Source organism: Paenibacillus sp. J31P316, assembly GCF_056269105.1.
Map to the genome: position 1 here is coordinate 32,723 of NZ_JBWDNI010000007.1, position 20,373 is coordinate 53,095.

The following is a 20,373-nucleotide window of genomic DNA, read 5'->3' on the forward strand; positions in this document are numbered from 1 at the left end:
AGGGGGACGACCCGCTTATGTCGGATAACGGAACGGATGTAGAGCTGCTGGCGCGGATTCTGGGCAAGGACCCGGAAGCGCTGAAGCTCATTTACGAGCGATACGAACGACCGATTTATGCCTTCGCCTATCGAATCGTCAAGGACGCGATGCTGGCGGAGGAGGTCGTGCAGGAGTTGTTCCTGCGGCTATGGAATTCGGCCGAAAGGTACGATCCCGGCCAAGGCATGCTGTCGAGCTGGCTGTTCACGATCACGCGCAACATCGCCATCGACGCCCTGCGCCTCAGGCAGACAAGAACCTCGCAGCAGGTAACGGAAGCAGAGCAGCTGAACCGGGAACCGGATCCCGAGTCGGATACCGCGGGGCTTGCAACCGCCAATGTCGTGGGGGAACAAGTCAGATCCGCGATTCGGAGCTTAAGCGACGATCAGCAGGAAGTGATGGAATTGATCTATTTTGCCGGCTACACCCAGCAGGAGGTGTCCGCGAAATGCGACATTCCCTTGGGGACGGTCAAGAGCAGGGTAAGGCTCGCGATGAAGGCCCTGAAAACGCAGCTGGAGGATATCGGAAAGGAGGGGCTAAGCTATGGTCCATAACGCGCCGGAATGCGATAACGCGGAAATGTACGCGCTCGGCGGTCTGAGCGAAGAAGAAAGCAAAGCGTTCGAAGTCCATCTCGCGGGCTGCGAAGCATGCGCCCAGCAAGTGGCGGAACTGAAAGCCATCGTGGATCTGCTGCCGTTGTCCGCAGAACCGGTATTGCCGCCCGCGGGCATGCAGGATCGGATATTGGGACATATTCTTGGCGATGCGGTGGCCGGCACGACGGCCGATCAACCCGCCGACGCTTCTTCCAATACTACCGCCCAAGAACAGTCGGCTGATTCGGCTGCCGATGCAATCGGAGAACCGAACCGTGCTTCCGATGCAATCGGAGAACCGAACTTTGATTCCGATCTCAGGCCAACGAGCGAACCGGATTCACTGTTGATGCAAGCGAATGCAGGGCGAACGCAGGATTCGCAATCGAAACCGGAGTTCGAGCGTGAAGCGAAGCCAAGACAGCCCCTCCCTGCCGAATGGCCAACAGCCAAGCGGCGCGGTTGGAGCGTCTGGGTGAGCGCTGCTCTTGCGGCAGCCGTCATCGTGCTCGGCATTTACGTCTTCTCGCTCAAGGACCAGCTCTCCGATCTTCGCGGCCAGCTGACGGCGACGACGGAACCGCCCCAGGGTCTAAGGCCGAACGAAGCCGTCAACTTAAGCGCCGCGGCGAAGGACATCGTGGCGAACGGGCTGGCGACGATCGTCATCGACAGCAAGGGGACGCATCTGCTCGTGCAGGCGGAGAAGCTGCCGCAGCTGAGGGGCAACGAAGCGTTCCAGGTATGGCTCATGAAAGACGGCAGCGGCGTCGTCAACGCCGGCACGTTCGTCTCCCGGGACGGCAAAGGCGGCCTCTACTTGACGCTGGACCGCAATCTGTCGGGCTATAACCAAATCGCGATCACGCAGGAACCGGACGCGTTCGGTCAATTGCCGAGAGGCACCGCCGTACTGAGCGCCGAAATCAGCCTCTAACCGCCATTCAAAGATATAGTCCGCTTGACGCAATAAAGAAGCTGCTCCGTCTCTCCGACAAGGAGATGAACGGAAGCAGCTTCTTTGGCGTCATGCTTTCACGGCCGCTCCCTGCTTAATGAAGGCAGCGAAGTCGGCACCCAGCTTCCAGCATGCCGCCAGCTCCTCTTTGCCCGGGAAGCGGTCGACCTTGACGGTCTGATCCAGCACCACGGCACCTTGATTCTCCAGGCATTCGTGCAGGATGTCTCCCGCTACGGCAAAATAACGGTAGGCCCGGTCCCCGCAGCCGAATACCGCCGCCCGCTTGCCCGACAAATCCACGCTGCCCAGCTCGTCGTAGAAATCGAGGAATTCATCCGGCAAATCGCCATCTCCCCATGTATACAATCCAAACAGAATATTATCGTACGACTCCAGGTCGGACACGGACGCATCCATGACTTCCTTCACCTCTACGGCAACAAAGTTCTCTAACAGTCCTTCCACCACGCTGTCGGCCATTTCCTGCGTATTGCCCGTCATGCTGGCATAGATCAACAAGGCTTTATGCTCCAATTCGCTCACTCCTATCGGCTCGCGGCCGTAACTGTACTGCTGCTTGCTGCTTGCTGCTTGCTGCTTGCTGCTTGCTGCTTGCTATATGCTTTCTGTTGTCTGGTACTTGTTGTCTGCTACTTGCTACCGTGATTCCATCACGATGATACTGATAATCATTATCAATATAATGAGAATGATTGTCAACTATTACCGTTGTAGTAGCTAGATAAAAGAAAGCGCCGGCCCTAAGGCCAGCGCTTTCTTTCTTCGATTATGTTTGCAAGTTTACCGTGAATTCCGCTTACAAACAGTCCCCGCCGCATCATTCAACTAACGGCATTTGCCGAACTGTCTTACACGTTCAATGCATCCTTCAGCTTATCCGGCGAGCGTTCCCACCACTCCGGATTGTTCGAGACGAGCAAGCTCTTGAGCGCCTGCTTCTCTTCCGCGGACAGTTCGTCGAGCACGAAGCGGCGTTTGATGGCGTAATCGAGGTTGTTTACGTGCTGCGCGAGAATCTTCCATCCCCGGCGTGCTTCCGTATCCACCAGCATCGGGCAAGCGGTCGCGCCCGCATAGTACGCGCCTTCTTCGTTCCGATCCACCGCGACCCATACGATCCAGCACAGGCGGCCATTCGGCACGTCTTCCTTGTTCGTGCTGAACTTGATGCCCTTCTCGATCTTGCTCTTCGCATGCATGGCGCCGACATCGATATACGCCTGGCCGTTGTCGATCATGACGCAAGCGACATCGCTCAAGTCGATCGTGCCCGCCCCGAAACCTCTATGTTCTTTATTGCTCACCACGTTGAGCGAGAGCGACTTCTTCTCTTTCTTCTCCGGCGGCTGCTGGCCGTTATCCTGTTCACTCATTCTATCGTTCAACTCCCGTCCCAAGCCTTCCTGGAAAGCCTTGAATTCCGCGTCCGGCGCGGTTTCCCCGAAATACATGCCGCAGTTCTATTTTCGTAAAAGAAACGTACTGCTCCGTTACAAGAACGGCGTCAGACGCATCTTCATACCTGTCCACACTTTAATTCCATTTTAGCTAATAATCTCGGAAAAGCAAACATATACATGCCTTAGAAGCTTGTCAACGGGAGGGAATCTTTGAATGAATCCACGTCACGCCAAACGTATGCTGCTCTTCGCCCTCGCCGCCGTGATCATCGGCGTAACGGCGAATCAGGGGTTCGGGAATGCCTGGGTGTCGCAATATACGTTCGCTTCCGCCCCCGCGAAGAAAGACGCTGCCCCCAAGCCGGCGCCGGCGCCCGCGCAGGAGCCGGACAACGTCATGCAGCCGAAGCCGGTCTCGCTCAGCAAGCGGGTCACGGAATACCACATCGACGTGACGCTGCAGGAGAATGCGCATATGCTGCAGGGCGAGCAGTCCGTCACGTGGACAAACCCTGGCAAACAACAGGTGTCCGAGCTCTATTTCCACCTCTATCCGAACGCCTTCCGCTCCAAGAACACTACCTTCATGCGCGAATCCGGCGGGCAGCTGCGGGAGGACAAGGCTGCCGCGGACAGCACGGGTTATATGAACCTGCTTTCGCTCGAGACGACGGAGGGCTACAGCCTGCTCCCGCGCCTGCATTTCGTCCAGCCCGACGACGGCAATCCGAACGATCTTACGCTGGCCAAGCTTAAGCTGCCGACGCCCGTCGCTCCCGGCAAAAGCGTCACCCTGCGCATGAAGTTCGAGGTGAAGCTGCCTCAAGTGTTCGCCCGCATGGGCTACGCCGGCGATTTCGTCATGGCGGGGCAATGGTTTCCGAAGCTGGCCGTCTATGAAACGGCGGGCACGCGGGGCCGGGCGACCGAAGGCTGGAACGTGCATCAGTACCACGGCAACTCCGAGTTCTACAGCGATTTCGGCATCTACAGCGTGAAAATCAATGTGCCTGCCTCCTACAAGGTGGCGGCAACCGGCTTCCAGGCGAAGGCGTCGGTCGTGGCGGATAACCGCAAGACGTATCAATTCTACGCCGACGACGTGATTGATTTCGGCTGGTCGGCCTCGCCCGATTTCGTCTATTCCGAGGAGCCGTTCTCCACGACGGGCGTTCCGGGCGTACGCATCAAGCTCTATCTGGATCCGCTGCATGCCAAGTACAAGGATCGGTACCTGCACGCGGCCAAATCGGCGCTAGCCAAATACGCGCAGTGGTACGGGGAGTATCCCTATACGACCCTCTCCGTCGTCGTCCCGCCCAAAGGCGGCAACGGCGCGGGCGGCATGGAATATCCGACGCTCATTACGGCGTTCGCGGCGGAGAACGACAACCCCGGCTATGACCTGGAGCGCACCGTCGTGCACGAGGTCGGCCATCAGTATTGGTACGGCATGGTGGCCTCCAACGAATTCGAGGAGGCGTGGCTGGACGAGGGCTTCACCTCCTACGCCGAGGACAAGGTGATGGAGAGCGAATACGGCGTCGCGCCGAATCTGCCGGTCGAATCAAGCTATATGACAGATCCCGCGCCGCTCAAGCAGCTGTCGTGGTCCTATCACAGCAATAACCATTACGCCGAGAACGTCTACATCCGCGCGAAGCTCGTGCTGATCGGCATCGAAAAACAGGTCGGCGATGCGACGATGCGCAAGATCATGCGAACCTACTTCCAGAAGTACAAGTTCAAGCATCCCTCCACCGCCGACTTCCAGAAGGTCGTGGAAACGGTGACGAAGACCAAGTGGAATGATTACTTCAGCCATTTCGTCTACGGGGAGGCGATGTCGGACTACTCCGTAGCCGCGATCCACGTGACGCCGGTCAAGCAGGACGGCCAGACGCAGTACGAGAACGTGGTGCTCATCAAGCGAACCGGCGGCAGCGCCGGCCCCGTGTCGGTCATGTTCCATTTTGCCGACGGCACGGTGATGCCCAAAGTGTGGGACGGCCAGGACGCCCACATTCAATATAAAATCGTCCACGGTTCGAAGCTGCTCTGGGCCGCGGTGGACCCGCAGAACGACAACGTGCTCGACAACAAGCACATCAACAACTTCATGAAAGCCGATCTGGACGAGAAAACGCGCACGCGCTGGAGCGTCGGCCTCTCGAAGCTCGTCGAGACCCTGTTCTCTTCGCTTGCCTGGTAGTGCCACTATAAATGAAGGAGGTGACTTCACGGATGAGGATGCATATCAAGCAAGGCTGGCGGCTGACGATCAAGCATTTCTATATCATCATCCTGCTGTTTCTGTATGAGCTGATCTGGGGCTTCTTCCTCTACCGCACCATCGAGGGCATCGCGGTTCCGCTGCTCAAGCGGTTCCCCGACTCGTATGCGGCCAGCAGCAGCGCCATCTCGCTCTTCGTGACCGAATCGCAGTTTCAGCTCATGAAGACCGATCTGCTCCAGCCTTACGCGCTGCTGTTCTGCGGACTGCTGGGGGGCCGGATGCTCATCACGCCGTTCCTGAATGCGGGCCTGTTCCATTCGCTGCACCATGCGACCGACGAGAAAGGAACGACGTTCCTGAAAGGCATTCGTAAAGCCTGGAAGCCGGTCACGCTGCTCTACCTGCTGGAAACGGCGCTCACGCTCGCTCCCGCCCTCTGGCTGCTGCCCCGGGCGCTCAAGCTGCTGCTCTCGAGCGACACGCTGATGGAATTCGCGAAGGCGGCCGGACCGTGGGCGGGCGGCTGGCTCCTATGGGCGGTCCTCCTGCATCTGTTCTTCCTCTCGATGCAGTTCGGCGCGGTCACCGGCAGCGGTTCGATGCGCGCGCTGTGGAGCAGCATGGCCAACTTCCTCCCGTTCGCCGGCGTTTCGCTGATGATGTGGGGCATCGGGGCCCTGCTGAGCGCGACGGTCGCCTCCGTCTCGCTGCTGTGGGCCGGCCTGCTGGCGCTGGTCCTGCACCAAGGCTATCAATTGCTGCGAACGATCATGAAGGTGTGGACGGCCGCCGCCCAATACGATGTTTGGCAGTCGAAACAGTCCTCCTAAGGATCGATTCTGCTTCGATGGGCCGCCCGCCTCATGGCGGGCGGCCTATTTTGCGCAGGACGGGCGGCCTATTGGCCAATGACGTGACAGCCCGGCGTCCCGAAATTTGCGACAGGAGCCCTCGCCCCTTCGACTTCGAAAGGGTTTTTTGACGTTTGAGCGCAGGCTGAGCAGACACACTTTGTCATTGACATCCGTCTTTCCGACAACACGCCGAATAGACCGTTTTCCCCGGAAAACGGCGCCGCTATACGAATCTTAGGGCAGAAAGGTTTCACTCTAATAATTTTAATTTGTGAACAAAATGTGAACTTGGAAGGAGAAGCGACAAAATGATCGAATCCATAGCCGTAAGAAATGAAAATTTTGCCGAATTCCCTATATGGGAAACGGGGGAACCATTCTGGGTGAATTGATCCCGACAGCCGTTCATGCGCTTGGACGACTGCCAGAGGCGATCATAGGGAGCCTTCAACCGAACCCCACAGCTAACCTCGTAGGCACTGGAAGGAGTTTCCCGTTTTGAAGAAGCTTTCCGCACTCGTGATCGGTCTTGCGATGCTTTTCGTTTTCCAAGCCGGCAGCGTTTTCGCCGACTCGAAAATGGACGGTGTCATCGATGACCTGATCGGCACGCCTTACGTTTACTCCGGCACGACCACGAAAGGGTTCGACTGCTCCGGATTCACGATGTACGTGTTCAAGAAACTCGGCGTCGACATTCCGCATGCATCCCGTTCGCAGGCTGGGCTGGGCAAGAAAATCGCCAAAAGCGATTTGATCCCTGGGGACCTCGTATTCTTCAATACGACGGGAAATGGCATCTCGCACGTCGGCATTTATGTCGGCGACGGCAAATTCGCGCACGCTTCTTCTAGCAGAGGCGTCGTAATCAACGGACTGGACGAGTCTTATTACGCGAAACGCTATGTTACAGGCCGCCGCGTCATGAGCCCGCAAACGTTCGAGAAATATGCCAATGATCCATCCGACGAGCCAGGCGATGGAGATTCAGATTAATCACCTTCGGTTATTGCAAGATCGCCGACCGGAATGGTTGCACCCATCTCCGCCGGTCACGGGAACAAAGCCGCCGCCGCTTCTCTTTCGGGACAAGCTGCCGCGGCTTTGTTTCGTTTTGGCGCTTAGGCGCGCTCGTAGCGGACCCACCAGAAGGTCGGGCCAACCTCGACGTTCAAGATCCGGGCGTGCGGGGTTAACAAGTCGCGCAGTTGATCGAGCGTCTCGCAGCCTTCGCCGCGGCGGTCGGCCAGCACGACGGTCGCGCCGGACTCGAGCCGGTCATGCCAGGCCTTCAGGAACGCCGTCCGTTCCTCCCCCGTGAGCTCGCCCAGGCAGAAGCAGGCCAGTCCTGCGCCGAACTTCTCCTCCACCGCGCTCAGTTCAGCTTGTTTGACCGCCACGGAGACGGGCGTCGTCAGCCTCGGCGTTCTCGGCCCCGCGACGCGCAGCACGCGCCTCCCCGCCAAGGTGTCCTCCACTGCATATTCGAGCCGCCTCCATTCCTTGAATCTTCTCTCGAGACTGTCCCGCCATTTCGCCATCTTCCCGATACCTCCCGCTGCCTGTGCACCGACGCTGTTGTCGTAAAACTATATGTATGCGCACGAGCTTGCTTACTGACCTGTCATTTGGCTTCGTTTGGGCTTGTCCAACGTCTGAAAAGGATTGGATGGCGTTACGATGAATAGTACAGGGATAGACTGGTTATATAGACATGATTAGAGCAAGAGGTTTAAGAGTAGACATGATTAGAACAAGCGTGACTAAGAGTAGATGTAATAGAACATGTGTAAATACAACCGACTTGATAAAAGCAAACCATGTTCGTTCTCGATGATCCTAAAGGAGCTGCTTCTCGCATGAACCCTTCTTCCGACATCCTTGCACGATTTCATACGACGCTTGCCGGCTGGTTCAGCCGAACGTTCGGCGAGCCAACGCCCGTCCAGCATGACGCCTGGGCGTCCATCGCCGCCGGCCGTCACACGCTGATCGCCGCGCCGACCGGCTCGGGCAAGACGCTCGCGGCGCTTCTCCCCTGCCTCAGCCGGCTTGCGCTGGCCAAGGAACAGGCTGCGGCGCAGGGCGAGAGCTGGTCTTATGGCGTGCGCGTACTTTACATTACCCCGCTTAAAGCACTTAATAACGACATTCAGCATCATTTAGTGGAATTTTTTGAAACGATCGAAGCCTACGGCGCCGAGGAAAGCGGCGGCACTTGGCCGGGCATTCGCACGGCCGTCCGCACCGGGGACACGCCGCCGCGCGAGCGGGCCCGCATGGCCAATAGGCCGCCCGACGTGCTCGTCACGACGCCGGAGTCGCTCTACCTGCTGCTGACGTCGGACAAAGGCCGTCACATGCTGCGAACCGTCGAGACGGCCATCGTCGACGAGATCCACAGTCTGGCCGGCGACAAGCGCGGCGCTCATCTGTCGCTCTCGCTGGAGCGGCTGGCTGCGCTGTCGCCGCATGCCGTGCAGCGTATCGGCGTATCGGCGACGCAGAAGCCGCTTACGCGGGTCGCCCGGTTCTTGGGGGGCTGGGCGCCTGGCACGGACGGGATTCCGGGCTCCGCGGCGGGAGCGGCTCCCGCCGTGATTACGGAGTCCGCAGCAGAAGCCCATCCGCTGGGCTACGTGCCGCGGCCGGTCGTCATCGTCGAGAGCGCGATGACGAAGGCGATCCAGGTACGCGTCACGATGCCGGACCTGAGCCAGCCCGTGCGCTCGCGCGACGGCGTCTGGCAGCCGATCGTAGAACGGATCATGACGCTCATGGAAGGCGCGCGCTCCGCCCTGCTGTTCGTCAACAGCCGCCGGCTTTGCGAGCGGCTCGTGCTGCGCCTGAACGAGCATGCCGGCCACGAGTTCGCGCGCGCCCACCACGGCAGCTTGGCGCGCGAGCGGCGGCTCGAGGTGGAGCGCATGCTGAAGGCCGGCGAGCTGCGCTGCCTCGTCGCGACCTCGTCGCTGGAGCTCGGCATCGACGTCGGCCATGTCGACCTCGTCATCCAGGTCGACTCGCCCAAGGCTGCCGCCGCGGGCATCCAGCGCATCGGCCGCGCCGGGCATGCCGTCGGCGACGTCAGCCGCGGCTATATCGTGGCGCGACAGCGCGGCGAGCTGCCGGAGGCAGCCGTCCTGTGCCGCAACATCTCGCGGCGGGACATCGAAGCCATCGTGCTGCCGCACGAGCCACTCGACGTGCTTTCGCAGCATTTGGTTGCCATGACCGCTGCCTCGGATATGAAGGTAGGGGCGCTGTACGAGATGATTTTGCAAAGCGAATGCTACCGCACATTCCCCCGATCCAGGCTGGAAGCCGTGCTGCTGGTGCTGTCTGGCTTCTATCCGTTCGCCCGTCCGCTCATCGATTGGGATCGGGATACGGATACGCTTCGCAAGCGCGCCAATACGGCGATGGCCTCGGTGACCGGTGCCGGCACGATTCCGTCGAGCTCCGCTTATCCGGTTCACCATGCGGACAGCCGCGTCCATCTGGGCGAGCTGGACGAAGAGTACATCACGGAAAGTCGGGTCGGCGACGTCTTTCAGCTCGGCACGAGCTCGTGGATGATCAGCCGAATCGAGAACGACCGCGTCTACGTGCAGGAGGCGCCGAACCGCTTCAGCGAAATTCCGTTTTGGCGCGCGGAATCGGGCAGCCGGAGCGTGGAGGTCGGCGTGCAGCTTGGGGATTTCCTGGGACAGCTTTCCAATCGGCTCGAGCTAGATCGCCGTTCGGAGACGAATACCGAGCGAGACCGCATGCTGGAGGATGCCGCCGTCGTCTGGCTCGACGAGGAGTACGGGCTCGATTCCTATTCCGCCTCCGAGCTGATCGATCTCGTGCGGGCGCAGCATCGAGCGCTTGGGCTGCCGACCGGGCGTCGGATCATCATCGAGCACTATCGGGATTTGATGAACCAGACGAGGATCATCATTCATAACCCGCTCGGGCGGCGCATCAACCGAACTTGGCTCCTTGCCATTCAGCGGCATTTTCAGCGGCTGCTGCCCTACTCGATGTACGGCAACGCCAAGGACAACGGGATTGAGCTTGTCGTTCCGGATTGGGACGCCTCCTGGCTGCAGACACTCTGGCAAATTACGGCCGACAGCGCGGAGCCCCTGCTGACGGAGGCGATCGCGGGCTCGCCGCTGCTCGCCGTCTCGTTTCGCCGGATCGCGGAGACGTCGCTGCTGCTCTCGCGCAGCTTCACGCGCACGCCGATGTGGCAGAAGCGGCTACGGAGCGAGGAACTGCTCAAGCAGGCGCTGCCGTACGCGGAGCATTTTCCGTATTTGCAGGAAGCGATGCGGGAATGCCTGCATACGCAGCTCGATACGGTCGGACTCAAAGCGCTGCTGGGCGCGATCGCCGCCGGCGATATCGAAGTGTCGGTGAAAGAAGTGAACGCGCCGTCGCCCTTCGCATTGCAGTTCCTCGCGGATTACGCGAACGCGATGCTGTACGAAGGCGACGGACTGAGCGAAGCGACGCAGCTTCAGCTGCTCAGCGTCAGCAAATCGCTGGCCGGTGAACTGTTCGGCGAGGACGCCGTGCGGCGGGCGGTCGATCCCGCCATCGCCCGCGCGGAGGAGATGCGGCTCGAGGCGGGGCAGCTTGTTCCGGCAAGCGCGGAAGAGCTGTTCACGCTGCTGAAGCGCCGCGGCGACCTGTCGCGCGAAGAGCTTGCCGCCGCGGCTGGCCGCGATCCGGGCGCATGGCTGGAAGCGCTCGAGGCCGCCGGGCGCGCGAGCGAGCTGGCGTTCGGCGTTTCGCTGACGTTCGGCAGCGAGCTGCGGCGTTGGATCTGCGCCGAAGAACGCGAGCTGTACGCGGCGTTCCCGCGGAGCGAGCCTTCGATTGCGTTCATAGCCGGCCGCTTCGCGGACAATCGGCTCTCCTTCACCGAGCAGGAGCTGCGGGAACGCTATCCGCAGCTGACCGCCGGAGACGCCGCGCATATCACGGATGTGTTGCTGGCACTAGACCGGACGGAACATGCGCCTTTCGCCGATGAAGCGGAGCGCATATGGACGAGCCGCGGCGTAGCGAAGCGGCTGATCCGGCTTACGCTGGAGCAAGCGCGGAAGCAGGCGGAAGCCATCAACCCGGTGGACTGGATGACGCATATGTCGCGGCTGCAGCATGTCCTGTCGGGCACGCAGCTGAGCGGCATCGACGGCCTGCGCCTCGTCATCGAGCGGCTGCAGGGCTTCTTCCTCCCCGCCTCGCACTGGGAGACGCTCATCTTCCCCGCGCGCGTGACGGGCTATCGCAAGGAGGACCTGGATCTGCTCTGCGCCTCCGGCGAGATCATATGGCTCGGCCGCAAGGGCGACAGCGAGAAAGAAGGACGGATCGCCTTCTTCCTCTCGGAAGCCAAGCCCCTCCTCGCGCCGATCTTGAAGCAGTCCGCCGCCCGGACGGCCGAGTCGTCCAAGCACCCGAGGCTGCTGGAGCTGCTTCGGACAGGCGGTGCCAGCTTCCTGACGAAGCTGAGCCGCGAATACGGCAAGGTGCCGTCGGAGCTGCTTGTCGACCTGCTCGATCTCGTCTGGGAGGGCGCCGTCTCCAATGACCAATTCGCGCCCCTGCGGCTGCAGCTCGCGACCAAAGGCAAGCAGCTTGCCCGCACCGGCTCCGGCCTCGGGCGCTGGTATTGGACGGGCTCGCTCGCGGATGAGGACATCCGCGAGACCACAGGCGGCGGTGTCGCTGGCGCGGATTCGACGCCGGCTGTCTCCGCGGGCCGGCGCCCGGGCGGAGACGAGACCGGCAGCGAGCACGGGGACAGGCTGCCGGGCGGCGGCCTGGGCGCAGAGGCGCTCCGTTCCGTAAGCTCCGAGCTGTCGGAATCGGCGCTGCACTGGACGCAGCATATGCTGGACAGCTGCGGCATCGTCTCCAAGGAGCTCGTGCAGCAGCTCTCGCCCTTCGCCTGGGACGAGCTGCTCCCCGTGCTGAAGCAGCTCGAGCAATGGGGCGCCGTGACGCGGGGCTTGCTCGTGGAAGGCGTCGGCACGCTGCAGTTCGCCAGGCGCGAGGGCATCGAGGCGCTGCGACCTCTTCCGCCCGGCCCGGACAGCGAAGCTATCACGGTGCTGGCCGCGACGGACCCGGCCAACCCGTTCGGGCTCGCGGCCGACTGGCCGGCAGCCGGCGGCGCCGGCTTCGCGCGCAAGAGCGGCAGCTACCTCGTGCTGCAGCATGCCGAGTGGCGCTTTTGGATCGAAAACAACGGCCGGCATATCGTCGACCTGGCCGACATGCGGGAGCAGACCGGCAGCTCGCCGGAGGACGGACGGCTTGAGAATGGCAAGTCTGAGAGCGAACGGCCTGAACGCGGTCGGTCTAAAGGCGGGCGATCTGAAAGCGAACGAGTTGAAGGTGGTCGGTCTGAAGTCGGCCGGTCTGAGCGCGGGCACTCTGAAGACGGCCTCTCCGATGCGCTGCGGGAGATCTTCCGCACGCTGCTGCGCCAACAGAAGCTGAGCAAGATCCGAATCGACCGCTGGAATGGCATGCCCGTCTTGGAGTCGCAGGCGGCAGACATGCTGCGGGCGCTCGGAGCGGAACGCGACAATCACTCGCTCGTGATCTGGCCGAGCGGCCTGCGGTGAGACCGCATGGTAGTGCCGCTCGGGCGATGGCTCAGCCGCCGGAGAAAGAATAAACATTTTAGCGGATGCTTCGCGCCGAGTGTGATAAGGTGGAGAAAACGGCTGTAGGAGGAATCATTCGAATGAATCATGCCATTGCCAGACGCAAGAAAGAGCTGGAGAGCTTCGCGGCCCCGCTCACCATCGATCCCGCCGAGCTCGACGCCTTTTGGGACGCCGCTCTTGACGCGTATGCCGACAAACCGCTTGATGTGCGCCGCGAGCCGGCGGAGTCGCCATTTCCCGGAATTGCGGTCAACCACCTGACCTACAGAGGCTACGACGACACGCCGATTCACTGCTGGTTCATGGTACCGAATGCCGGCAGGAACGAGGCGGATGCGGCAGCCCCGCTCCCCTGCGTCGTTATCTTCCCCGGCTACACGGATGACCGCGGTTATCCCGAGCGGCACGCCAGCTGGCTGCTTCAAGGCTATGCCGTACTCGCCGTCGACGTCCGCGGCCAAGGCGGCGAAACCGGCAATCGCCTGCCGCTTCACGGCGGCGCCGTGAAAGGCTGGGTGTCCGGCAATATCACGGAACCGCTGAGCTCGTATTACCATGCGGTGACGATCGACGCCGTCCGCGCCATCGACGCGGCTGCCGCGCAGCCCGAAACCGATGCGTCGAAGCTCGCCGTCGTGGGCGGCAGCCAGGGAGGCGGTCTCGCGCTCATTTCCGCGGCGCTCAATCCCAAAGTAACCGCGATCGTCGCCGATATTCCGAACCTGTGCCACATGGACTTCGGCGTGTTGAATTCCAGCAGCTCGTTAACGGAGCTCGCCCAATACTTGAAACGGTATCCCGAACGATTGGAAGACGTGCTGCGGACGATCGCCCATTACGACATGCTGAATCTTGCCCCGCGGATCAAGGTACCCGTGCTGATGTCCGTCGGCTGGAAGGATCCCGTCTGCATGCCCGAAACGATCTATGCCGTATTCAACCGCATCACGGCGGACAAGACGATCAAGGATTACCCGTTCAGCGGGCATGAGGTGAGCGAAGCCCAGAATCGCGAGCGGATTCTTTTCCTCCGCGAGCAATTTCGCTAATTTCCGCCAAAACTAGCGGTAGACGGGGGTTCCCGTTCCGCTATAATGTAAGTAAATCGCCCAAGCCTGCCTGCAGGCAGACGATGGCCATACCTTCGGAACGTCAGCCAGAAGAACCTCCGATCTCCGCCGTGCGCAGCGGAATTCCGAGGTTCTTTGTCGCTTTATCGAGGGCAAGAACGGTTCAGTCCTCGTAAAAGGCCTTCAGCTGCTCCGCGATCTCCCGTTGGCGGAACAGATCCGGCGCATTATGCCCGAGCCCTTCCAGCAGTATGAGGCTGCTTCGGGGGATGGTATCGGCTGCCGCACGCGCGCCTTCATGCATGAACGCCGGGCTCTTGCTGCCCGCCATGACGAGCGTCCGGGCCTTGATCGCTTCGTAATGCTGGACGGTGGAATCGAGCCGAAACGTTTCGTTCATTTCCCGAATCAGCGTCGGCAGCTTCTCCCTGAGCTTCCGCCCTTCCCAGAAGATCAAGGACGGCAGCAGGGCGAGCTTGATCAGCCAAGCGGGCAGCCGCGCAAGAGGCTCGGATACGCCGACGCCTTTGATGAAATAAACGAACGCGCTCAAACCGCGTCCCTGTTCCATGGCACGCTTGTAATCGGGCATCCAGTCCGAGGGGAAGCTGCCGCCGACGGAGACCGTCGGCTCGTACACGGCGACTTTCGAAAGCGCATTCGAATAAATCCGTGCCGTCTGGAGCGCAATCAGACCGCCGTAGCTGTGACCGAACAAATACGCGGCCCCGGTCTCTCGGAGCACCGCCAGGATATCCTCGCATTCTTTCTCGATGCCATATTGTTCGCCTTGGGGTCCGCTATACTTCCGGCCGCGGCGGTCAACGTTATACACGGTGAAGTCGTCCGCGAGCTCCGCGGCCAGCTTCTCGTATTCATGGCCCGAGACGAAGGCGCCGTGGATGAGGACGAGGCCCGGTCCGCTCCCGCTTCTGCGGTAACCGATCGTCGTGCCGTCCGCGGAGACCGCGTGTTGGAGGCTATATTCCTGCTTTCGTCTCATCGTCGTTCTCGCTTTCCCGCCGCTTCGCTCGCGCCGTCAATCGTTAGTACCTAGCATTCCCTGGTTTCCCAAATTATGAACCCATGGCCTATTCGGCGGCGTATATCTACTATCCGGAAAAGGAGTGACTCTGATGGAAAACCTGTCCGCCGCTCCTCCAAAACGCCGCTTGCGCGCATCGCCGGATCACGTTCCCGTGCTCAGCCGGCGAGCGCTCAACCGGGCGCTGCTGTCCCGGCAGCTGCTGCTCGAACGATCGACGTTATCCCCGCTCGCCGCCCTCGAGCACCTTGTCGGCATGCAGTCGCAGGCGCCGACCGCCCCTTACGCCGGGTTATGGTCCAGACTCGCGCAGTTTCATACGGATGACCTGTCCCAGCTGTTGGCCGACCGGAAAGCGGTCCGTCTCGCGCTCATGCGCTCGACCATTCATCTCGTATCCGCCCGGGACTGTCTGCGGCTGCGAAGCGTCCTCCGATCCGTGCATGAACGCGCGCTAAAAGGCAATTTCGGACGCAAGCTCGCGGGGCTGGAACAGGCGGAGCTCGCCGCGGCGGGCCGCGCGCTCGTAGAAGAGCGCCCGCTCACGCTCGCGGAGCTCGGCGCCCGGCTGCGCGAGCGGCACTGGCCGGACCGCGAAGGGCCGGCGCTTGCCAACGCAGTGCGGGCCTATGTGCCGCTCGTGCAGGTGACGCCTCGCGGCATATGGGGCGCAAGCGCTCCTGCTGCGCATACGTCCGCCGAAGCCTGGCTGCAGACGCAGAACCATCCGGCCGAAGACGAAGCGGATACCGGCTCCCTGCTGCTGCGTTACCTTGCGGCGTTCGGCCCCGCCTCCGTGAAGGACATGGCCGCTTGGTCGGGCCTATCGGGACTGCGCGGCGTCGTGGAAGCGCTGCGACCGCAGCTTCGCGTCTTCCGCGACGAGGGGGGCGCCGAGCTGTTCGACGTGCCTGGCGCTCCCCTGCCCGATGAAGCCCAGCCCGCTCCGGCGCGCTTCCTCGCGGAGTTCGATACGATTCTGCTGTCGCACGCCGATCGCTCGCGCATTATGCCGGAAGTCTATCGCCGGCTGGTCTTTACCGAGAACGGCATCATCCGGTCCGCTTTTCTCGTGGACGGCTTCGTAGGCGGGCTATGGACGATCGAGCGGGAGAAGGACGCCGCCGAGCTTGTCATTTCGCCCTTTGCGCCGCTCGCGGAGAACGACCGTGCCGCTCTGGCCGAGGAAGGCACCAGGCTCCTCGCATTCGCAGCCGCCGACGCAAGCGAACATCGCATTCGTTACGCTGACCCGCCGCCCCTGTCCGACGCTCCGTTGTAAGCAAGCATAGCTCATGCTTCCGGCATGGTTTGTCCACTCCCCGCCGGATGGCTCAACACTCAGGAGGTGCCCTGCCCATGAAATCTTCCATCGTTAAATGTCCCGGCTGCGGATTGCTGCTCCCGAACCAGTCTTACGAGGAGCCGACGCGTTTTCATGCCTCCGGCGAATGCATGGAGCTGTATCACCAGCTCTCCGTCTACACCACCGCGCACGGATACGAGGCTTTCATCCACCAGTTGGCGCTGGACGCTTACGGCGCGCAGCATTGCGGAGGCGGGATGCGCCCGATTACGGCTGCCTTCTCGCTGATCGGTCTCTACCTTGTCGTGGAGCATGGCTTCACGGGCAGGCAGGTGCAGCAGGCCCATATGGAATTGGGCAGGCTGAAGGCGGATTGGCCGGAGCTCGCGCCGCCCGCATCGTCCGCCGTCGTCACCGTGCAGCATGTGCTGCAGGCCGAACCCGGTGCAGCCCGCGACGCCGAGATCCACGCCTGGGTCCGGTCCGTATGGGACAGCTGGGCGCATGTCCACGATTGGGTCACGGAAGCCGCGAAGCCGGTCGTTCCGGCTTAAGCGATTGGCAAGGATAGAGACTCCCGTGCGCCGCTTGGCGCGCGGCGGGTCTCTTTCTTTGCTTGGGAAGGCGAAACGAGGCTGTTTCCTCGCAAGTACATATGCTCACCTCCCCGTGCAAACGAAAACGAAAGAACCTCTATCTCCCCTGCGCTTGCGGGGGGATAGAGGTTCTTCGAGGCGTGCCGGTTTAGCTTCTCGGTGCGTTTTAGTCAAGCTTAACTATCATGCATGCAGGCCGCCCGGCGACCTTGCTTGAAGCGATTCCAGCCAAGCCTATTCGGCTTGCTGCAGCTTGACGATTTCCGCTTTGTACAGGTCCAGCATCTTGGACAACGCGGCTTTGATAGCCTCGGCATCCTTGCCGTCCGCCGCTTTCGACAACGCCATTTGACCGTTGAAGAACGGATCGTCGATCGGGCTCGCCGCACGGAGCGTGAACGCAGCCTTGCCGTCGCCGTCTTCCTTCACGATCGTAATCGTTCCTGCAGCGTCAACGCTTTTGGCAATGCTTGTCTGGTCAGCAATCTTGAGTTCCCCCGGCTGTCCGACAGGCTCCGCTTTAACGGCCGTCGTATACGATACCGATACGCCCGACGCGCTGCCTGCGGCGCTTATCGTATTCACGGGCTTGCCGTCGCCGGCATTGGACGCCTTGAACACGACGTTGCCATCGGCATCCGTAAAGGTCACGGACTTGCCGTCCTCGGAGACAACTTTCTTAAGAGCGATCGTGCTTGCGGCAGTCGTGACGGTTACCGGTTTCCCTTCAATTGCTTTGCCGTCGACTGTTTTGAAATCTTTTAACACAACGTTGCCGTCAACGGCCGTAACGGTCGCAAACTTGCCTGCAGCGGCTCCGTCTACCCTGAACGACGCGCCGTCCGCCCCCGTCGCCGGGCTCAGCGTCGAGATCGCAAAGTTATCCTTGCTCAGCTTATCGTAAGCAGCAAGCGTCTGCTCCCAAGCCGTAACAGTGTCCGGCGCATACTGCTTCGCCAGGGCGAGCGGGTCCGCGAACGGTATACGAACGGCTTCCTTGCTTGCGGACGAAGTTACCGCGGTTACCGGGCCTCCTTCGCCGGCGGCAGTCAGCGCAGCCGTGTAAGCCTTCGACAGCGGGGCGGTCGCGAGGGTGGCGGCATTGGCGGCGAGCGGGCTGGCGATGGCGGATAACATCAAAGCGGCGGCGGCGATTTTAACTGCGGTACGTTTGTTCTTCATTCGAATCACTCCTAAGCGGGTTGGTTTGTCTTACTGGTTCCATCCTACCGAAGAAGTGTGGCAGGCCATTGGTGGAATTGTGGAAAAACGATGGCACGCGCCCATCCGGCATGGCCGAGTTGATATAATGAACGAAGATTCCTGAGAGGGAGGCTCGCGCCTTGAACGATTTTACGATTGCCGTCGTGGACGACGATTCCAATATTCGCGCGCTTGTGGAGGCGTATTTGCATAAAGAAAATTACCGCACGGTCGGGCTCGGTTCGGCGGAGGAAGCATGGGCGCTCTGGCTGGAGCAGCCGCCGGATCTATGGGTGCTGGACATCATGCTGCCCGGCATGGACGGGTACGAGCTGTGCCGGCGCATTCGGCATGAAGCGGAAGTGCCGATCATCATGATTTCGGCCAAGGACAACGAGGTCGACAAGATCCTCGGGCTGGAGCTTGGCGGCGACGACTACCTCGTCAAGCCGTTCAGCCCGCGCGAGCTCGTCGCCCGCGTCAAGCGCCAGCTGCAGCGCTGGTACAAGCAGCGTGCCGATGAACCGGCCGCCATCGCGGCAAGTGCGGCTTCCTCTGCCGGACAGGCTAGCGTGGACGCGGGAACGATCCGGATGCTGCCGGAAGAGCGGCGCGCTTTTCTGGGGAAGGAAGAACTCGACTTGACGTTCAAGGAATTCGATCTGCTGCGGGTGTTCGCCGAGCATCCGAACCGGGCGTTCACGCGGGAAGAGCTGCTCGTCCTCGTCTGGGGCGACGATTATTTCGGCAGCGACCGGGCGGTGGATCATCTCATTAAACGGCTGCGCAAGAAAGCGGGCCAGCTGCCGATCGAGGCGGTCTGGGGACACGGCTATCGGCTGCGGGCGGACGGAGGGGAACAACCATGAAACTCGTCCATCAAATCAATTTGGCGTTCGGCTTGCTGCTTGTCGCCGTGCTTGGGTTCACGGCCATCATGATTCATTACGTGCTGATGAATCATTTTATATCGTCCCAGAAAGACGAGCTCCGCACCATCGGTACTTCAATGGCTTCGATGCTGTACGTGGAGGGCACCAGCGCGACGCCAATAACGAGCTCGATCTCGGGTGTGGCGGTCGACGCCTCGTCTTTTACTACGAAAATGACATCCGTGGCGCCGGCGGGCGTCCAAGTGTACCTGTCGGATTCGCAGGGCAACGTGCTTCAACGGAATGATGCGGCCGTGACCGTACCAGGCAGCGCACTCGTCGGCAAGAGCATGCAGTTGACGGCTTCAAGCGTGCAAAGCATTACGAAGACCGGCAAAGCCGGGGGTTACATCGTCAACGTGAACAAGGTGCCGCAAGGGACGCTGACGGTCATGACCCCGCTAAGCAAGATCAAGTCGATCGAGCAGGCCTTGTTCGCCAGGCTGCTCATCGTGCTTGGCGCCGGCGGCGCGCTCGCGCTGGTGTTCAGCCTGCTGATTACGCGCAAGCTGATCCGTCCGCTCATGAGGCTGCGGGAAGAGCTGAAGAAAGTGCGGGAGCGGAAGTTCGGCGACGTCGGTCTCGTGAAGGCCGGCGGAGAAATCGGGGCCGTGGCGCAAACCGTCTACGAGCTCGCCGGGGAACTGGAGCGGCACAACCGCGCGCAGAAGCAGTTTTTTCAAAATGCGTCGCATGAGCTCAAGACGCCGCTGATGTCGATCGCCGGCTATGCGGAAGGCATTCGCGACGGCGTATTCGAGGGCGACGGCTCGCGCAAAGGACTGGACATCATCCTGAGCGAGAGCGGCAGGCTGACGAAGATCGTCACGGAGATGACGCTGCTGGCGAAGCTCGACAGCGAAGAGGATATTTTTCATCCGTCGGCCGTCCGCGTGCAGGAAATCGTAACGGAGACCATCGAACGGATTAATCCGCTGCTCGTCGCGAAGGGGCTAGAGCTGCAAACCGTCTACAAGGGCGAGGTCCGGGCCGAACGGTTATACGTGAATGCCGACCGCGACAAATTGCTGCAGGCGCTGCTGAATATCGTCTCGAACGCGACCCGGTACGCAAGCGGGATCATCGTCATCGAGGTCGGCATTGACGAAGGCGGGCGGGTAGCCTTAACGGTCGCCGACGACGGCAAAGGATTCCCAGACAGCCTGCTGCCGCATCTCTTCCACCGCTTCGTGAAGGGCAAGGACGGGGAAACGGGCCTCGGCCTCGCGATTTCCCGCGCGATCGTCGAACGATGCGGAGGACGGATCGCGGCGCGCAATCGCCCCGCCGGCGGGGCGATGATCTCGCTGAGCCTGCCGAGCGCGTAGCAGGCTAAGCCCGTAGTATGCCGAGGGGGCGGCCGCACACGACCGTCCGACCACCGCAATCGCAAGCCTTGAACAACAAACCTCGGATAGCAAACTA

16 protein-coding genes and 1 riboswitch are annotated in these 20,373 nt (G+C 61.2%); of the genes, 11 read left to right on the forward strand and 5 right to left on the reverse strand.

The window, feature by feature from the left end:
* The first annotated feature begins 17 nt into the window (after positions 1-17).
* Positions 18-602: an RNA polymerase sigma factor gene (locus AC0YNU_RS20460; protein ID WP_475760032.1), complete on the forward strand. Its 585-nt coding sequence runs from the start codon at positions 18-20 to the stop codon at positions 600-602.
* Positions 592-1,584, forward strand: a complete 993-nt coding sequence (locus AC0YNU_RS20465) for an anti-sigma factor (protein WP_475760034.1) — start codon at positions 592-594, stop codon at positions 1,582-1,584. The genes AC0YNU_RS20460 and AC0YNU_RS20465 overlap by 11 nt, the downstream gene beginning before the upstream one ends.
* 90 nt (positions 1,585-1,674) lie before the next feature.
* On the opposite strand, the gene AC0YNU_RS20470 is transcribed toward AC0YNU_RS20465, so the two are convergent.
* Positions 1,675-2,124 (reverse strand): flavodoxin, encoded by a 450-nt coding sequence (locus tag AC0YNU_RS20470; RefSeq protein WP_475760414.1) that lies wholly within the window; start codon positions 2,122-2,124, stop codon positions 1,675-1,677.
* Between the two features lie 353 nt (positions 2,125-2,477).
* Positions 2,478-3,002, reverse strand: coding sequence for a YwhD family protein (locus tag AC0YNU_RS20475; RefSeq protein ID WP_475760036.1), 525 nt, complete (start codon positions 3,000-3,002; stop codon positions 2,478-2,480).
* Between the two features lie 241 nt (positions 3,003-3,243).
* Here AC0YNU_RS20475 and AC0YNU_RS20480 point away from each other — a divergent pair, with 241 nt between their 5' ends.
* The 3 genes from AC0YNU_RS20480 (at position 3,244) to AC0YNU_RS20490 (ending at position 7,115) form a co-directional block, all read left to right on the forward strand.
* Positions 3,244-5,241: a M1 family metallopeptidase gene (locus AC0YNU_RS20480; protein ID WP_475760038.1), complete on the forward strand. Its 1,998-nt coding sequence runs from the start codon at positions 3,244-3,246 to the stop codon at positions 5,239-5,241.
* A gap of 32 nt (positions 5,242-5,273) precedes the next feature.
* Positions 5,274-6,095 carry a hypothetical protein gene (locus AC0YNU_RS20485; protein WP_475760040.1) on the forward strand — a complete coding sequence of 274 codons (822 nt, stop codon included), beginning with the start codon at positions 5,274-5,276 and terminating at the stop codon, positions 6,093-6,095.
* A 357-nt stretch (positions 6,096-6,452) separates the two neighbouring features.
* Positions 6,453-6,613: riboswitch (cyclic di-AMP (ydaO/yuaA leader) on the forward strand.
* Between the two features lie 4 nt (positions 6,614-6,617).
* Positions 6,618-7,115: a C40 family peptidase gene (locus AC0YNU_RS20490; protein ID WP_475760042.1), complete on the forward strand. Its 498-nt coding sequence runs from the start codon at positions 6,618-6,620 to the stop codon at positions 7,113-7,115.
* A 125-nt stretch (positions 7,116-7,240) separates the two neighbouring features.
* Here AC0YNU_RS20490 and AC0YNU_RS20495 read toward each other — a convergent pair whose 3' ends face one another.
* The gene (locus tag AC0YNU_RS20495; protein ID WP_475760044.1) at positions 7,241-7,660 is read right to left on the reverse strand and encodes a hypothetical protein; all 420 of its coding nucleotides are present in this window, start codon (positions 7,658-7,660) and stop codon (positions 7,241-7,243) included.
* Between the two features lie 318 nt (positions 7,661-7,978).
* Here AC0YNU_RS20495 and AC0YNU_RS20500 point away from each other — a divergent pair, with 318 nt between their 5' ends.
* Entirely contained in the window at positions 7,979-12,751 is a 4,773-nt protein-coding gene (locus AC0YNU_RS20500) for a DEAD/DEAH box helicase (protein WP_475760046.1), read from the forward strand.
* 122 nt (positions 12,752-12,873) lie between these two features.
* Positions 12,874-13,845, forward strand: a complete 972-nt coding sequence (locus AC0YNU_RS20505) for an acetylxylan esterase (RefSeq protein WP_475760048.1) — start codon at positions 12,874-12,876, stop codon at positions 13,843-13,845.
* A gap of 184 nt (positions 13,846-14,029) precedes the next feature.
* Here the strand turns inward: AC0YNU_RS20505 and AC0YNU_RS20510 are convergent, their stop codons facing one another.
* Entirely contained in the window at positions 14,030-14,869 is an 840-nt protein-coding gene (locus AC0YNU_RS20510; RefSeq protein ID WP_475760050.1) for an alpha/beta fold hydrolase, read from the reverse strand.
* 133 nt (positions 14,870-15,002) lie between these two features.
* Between AC0YNU_RS20510 and AC0YNU_RS20515 the strand changes: the two genes are divergently transcribed.
* Positions 15,003-16,193 (forward strand): winged helix DNA-binding domain-containing protein, encoded by a 1,191-nt coding sequence (locus tag AC0YNU_RS20515; RefSeq protein WP_475760052.1) that lies wholly within the window; start codon positions 15,003-15,005, stop codon positions 16,191-16,193.
* Positions 16,194-16,270: 77 nt separating this feature from the next.
* Positions 16,271-16,771 (forward strand): DUF5946 family protein, encoded by a 501-nt coding sequence (locus AC0YNU_RS20520; protein WP_475760054.1) that lies wholly within the window; start codon positions 16,271-16,273, stop codon positions 16,769-16,771.
* Positions 16,772-17,047: 276 nt separating this feature from the next.
* On the opposite strand, the gene AC0YNU_RS20525 is transcribed toward AC0YNU_RS20520, so the two are convergent.
* On the reverse strand, positions 17,048-17,995 hold the full coding sequence (locus AC0YNU_RS20525; protein WP_475760056.1) for a hypothetical protein: 948 nt from the start codon (positions 17,993-17,995) through the stop codon (positions 17,048-17,050).
* 161 nt (positions 17,996-18,156) lie between these two features.
* Here AC0YNU_RS20525 and AC0YNU_RS20530 point away from each other — a divergent pair, with 161 nt between their 5' ends.
* Both AC0YNU_RS20530 and AC0YNU_RS20535 read left to right on the forward strand, forming a co-directional pair.
* Positions 18,157-18,885, forward strand: a complete 729-nt coding sequence (locus AC0YNU_RS20530; RefSeq protein WP_475760057.1) for a response regulator transcription factor — start codon at positions 18,157-18,159, stop codon at positions 18,883-18,885.
* Positions 18,882-20,276, forward strand: a complete 1,395-nt coding sequence (locus tag AC0YNU_RS20535) for a sensor histidine kinase (RefSeq protein WP_475760059.1) — start codon at positions 18,882-18,884, stop codon at positions 20,274-20,276. Before AC0YNU_RS20530 ends, AC0YNU_RS20535 begins: the two co-directional genes overlap by 4 nt.
* The last annotated feature ends 97 nt before the right edge of the window (positions 20,277-20,373 follow it).

Coding starts and splice junctions, on each gene's coding strand:
- AC0YNU_RS20460 (WP_475760032.1), top strand. CDS start 18: ATGTCGGATAACGGAACGGATGTAGAGCTGCTGGCGCGGATTCTGGGC.
- AC0YNU_RS20465 (WP_475760034.1), top strand. CDS start 592: ATGGTCCATAACGCGCCGGAATGCGATAACGCGGAAATGTACGCGCTC.
- AC0YNU_RS20475 (WP_475760036.1), bottom strand. CDS start 3,002: ATGAGTGAACAGGATAACGGCCAGCAGCCGCCGGAGAAGAAAGAGAAG.
- AC0YNU_RS20480 (WP_475760038.1), top strand. CDS start 3,244: ATGAATCCACGTCACGCCAAACGTATGCTGCTCTTCGCCCTCGCCGCC.
- AC0YNU_RS20485 (WP_475760040.1), top strand. CDS start 5,274: ATGAGGATGCATATCAAGCAAGGCTGGCGGCTGACGATCAAGCATTTC.
- AC0YNU_RS20495 (WP_475760044.1), bottom strand. CDS start 7,660: ATGGCGAAATGGCGGGACAGTCTCGAGAGAAGATTCAAGGAATGGAGG.
- AC0YNU_RS20500 (WP_475760046.1), top strand. CDS start 7,979: ATGAACCCTTCTTCCGACATCCTTGCACGATTTCATACGACGCTTGCC.
- AC0YNU_RS20505 (WP_475760048.1), top strand. CDS start 12,874: ATGAATCATGCCATTGCCAGACGCAAGAAAGAGCTGGAGAGCTTCGCG.
- AC0YNU_RS20510 (WP_475760050.1), bottom strand. CDS start 14,869: ATGAGACGAAAGCAGGAATATAGCCTCCAACACGCGGTCTCCGCGGAC.
- AC0YNU_RS20515 (WP_475760052.1), top strand. CDS start 15,003: ATGGAAAACCTGTCCGCCGCTCCTCCAAAACGCCGCTTGCGCGCATCG.
- AC0YNU_RS20520 (WP_475760054.1), top strand. CDS start 16,271: ATGAAATCTTCCATCGTTAAATGTCCCGGCTGCGGATTGCTGCTCCCG.
- AC0YNU_RS20525 (WP_475760056.1), bottom strand. CDS start 17,995: ATGAAGAACAAACGTACCGCAGTTAAAATCGCCGCCGCCGCTTTGATG.
- AC0YNU_RS20535 (WP_475760059.1), top strand. CDS start 18,882: ATGAAACTCGTCCATCAAATCAATTTGGCGTTCGGCTTGCTGCTTGTC.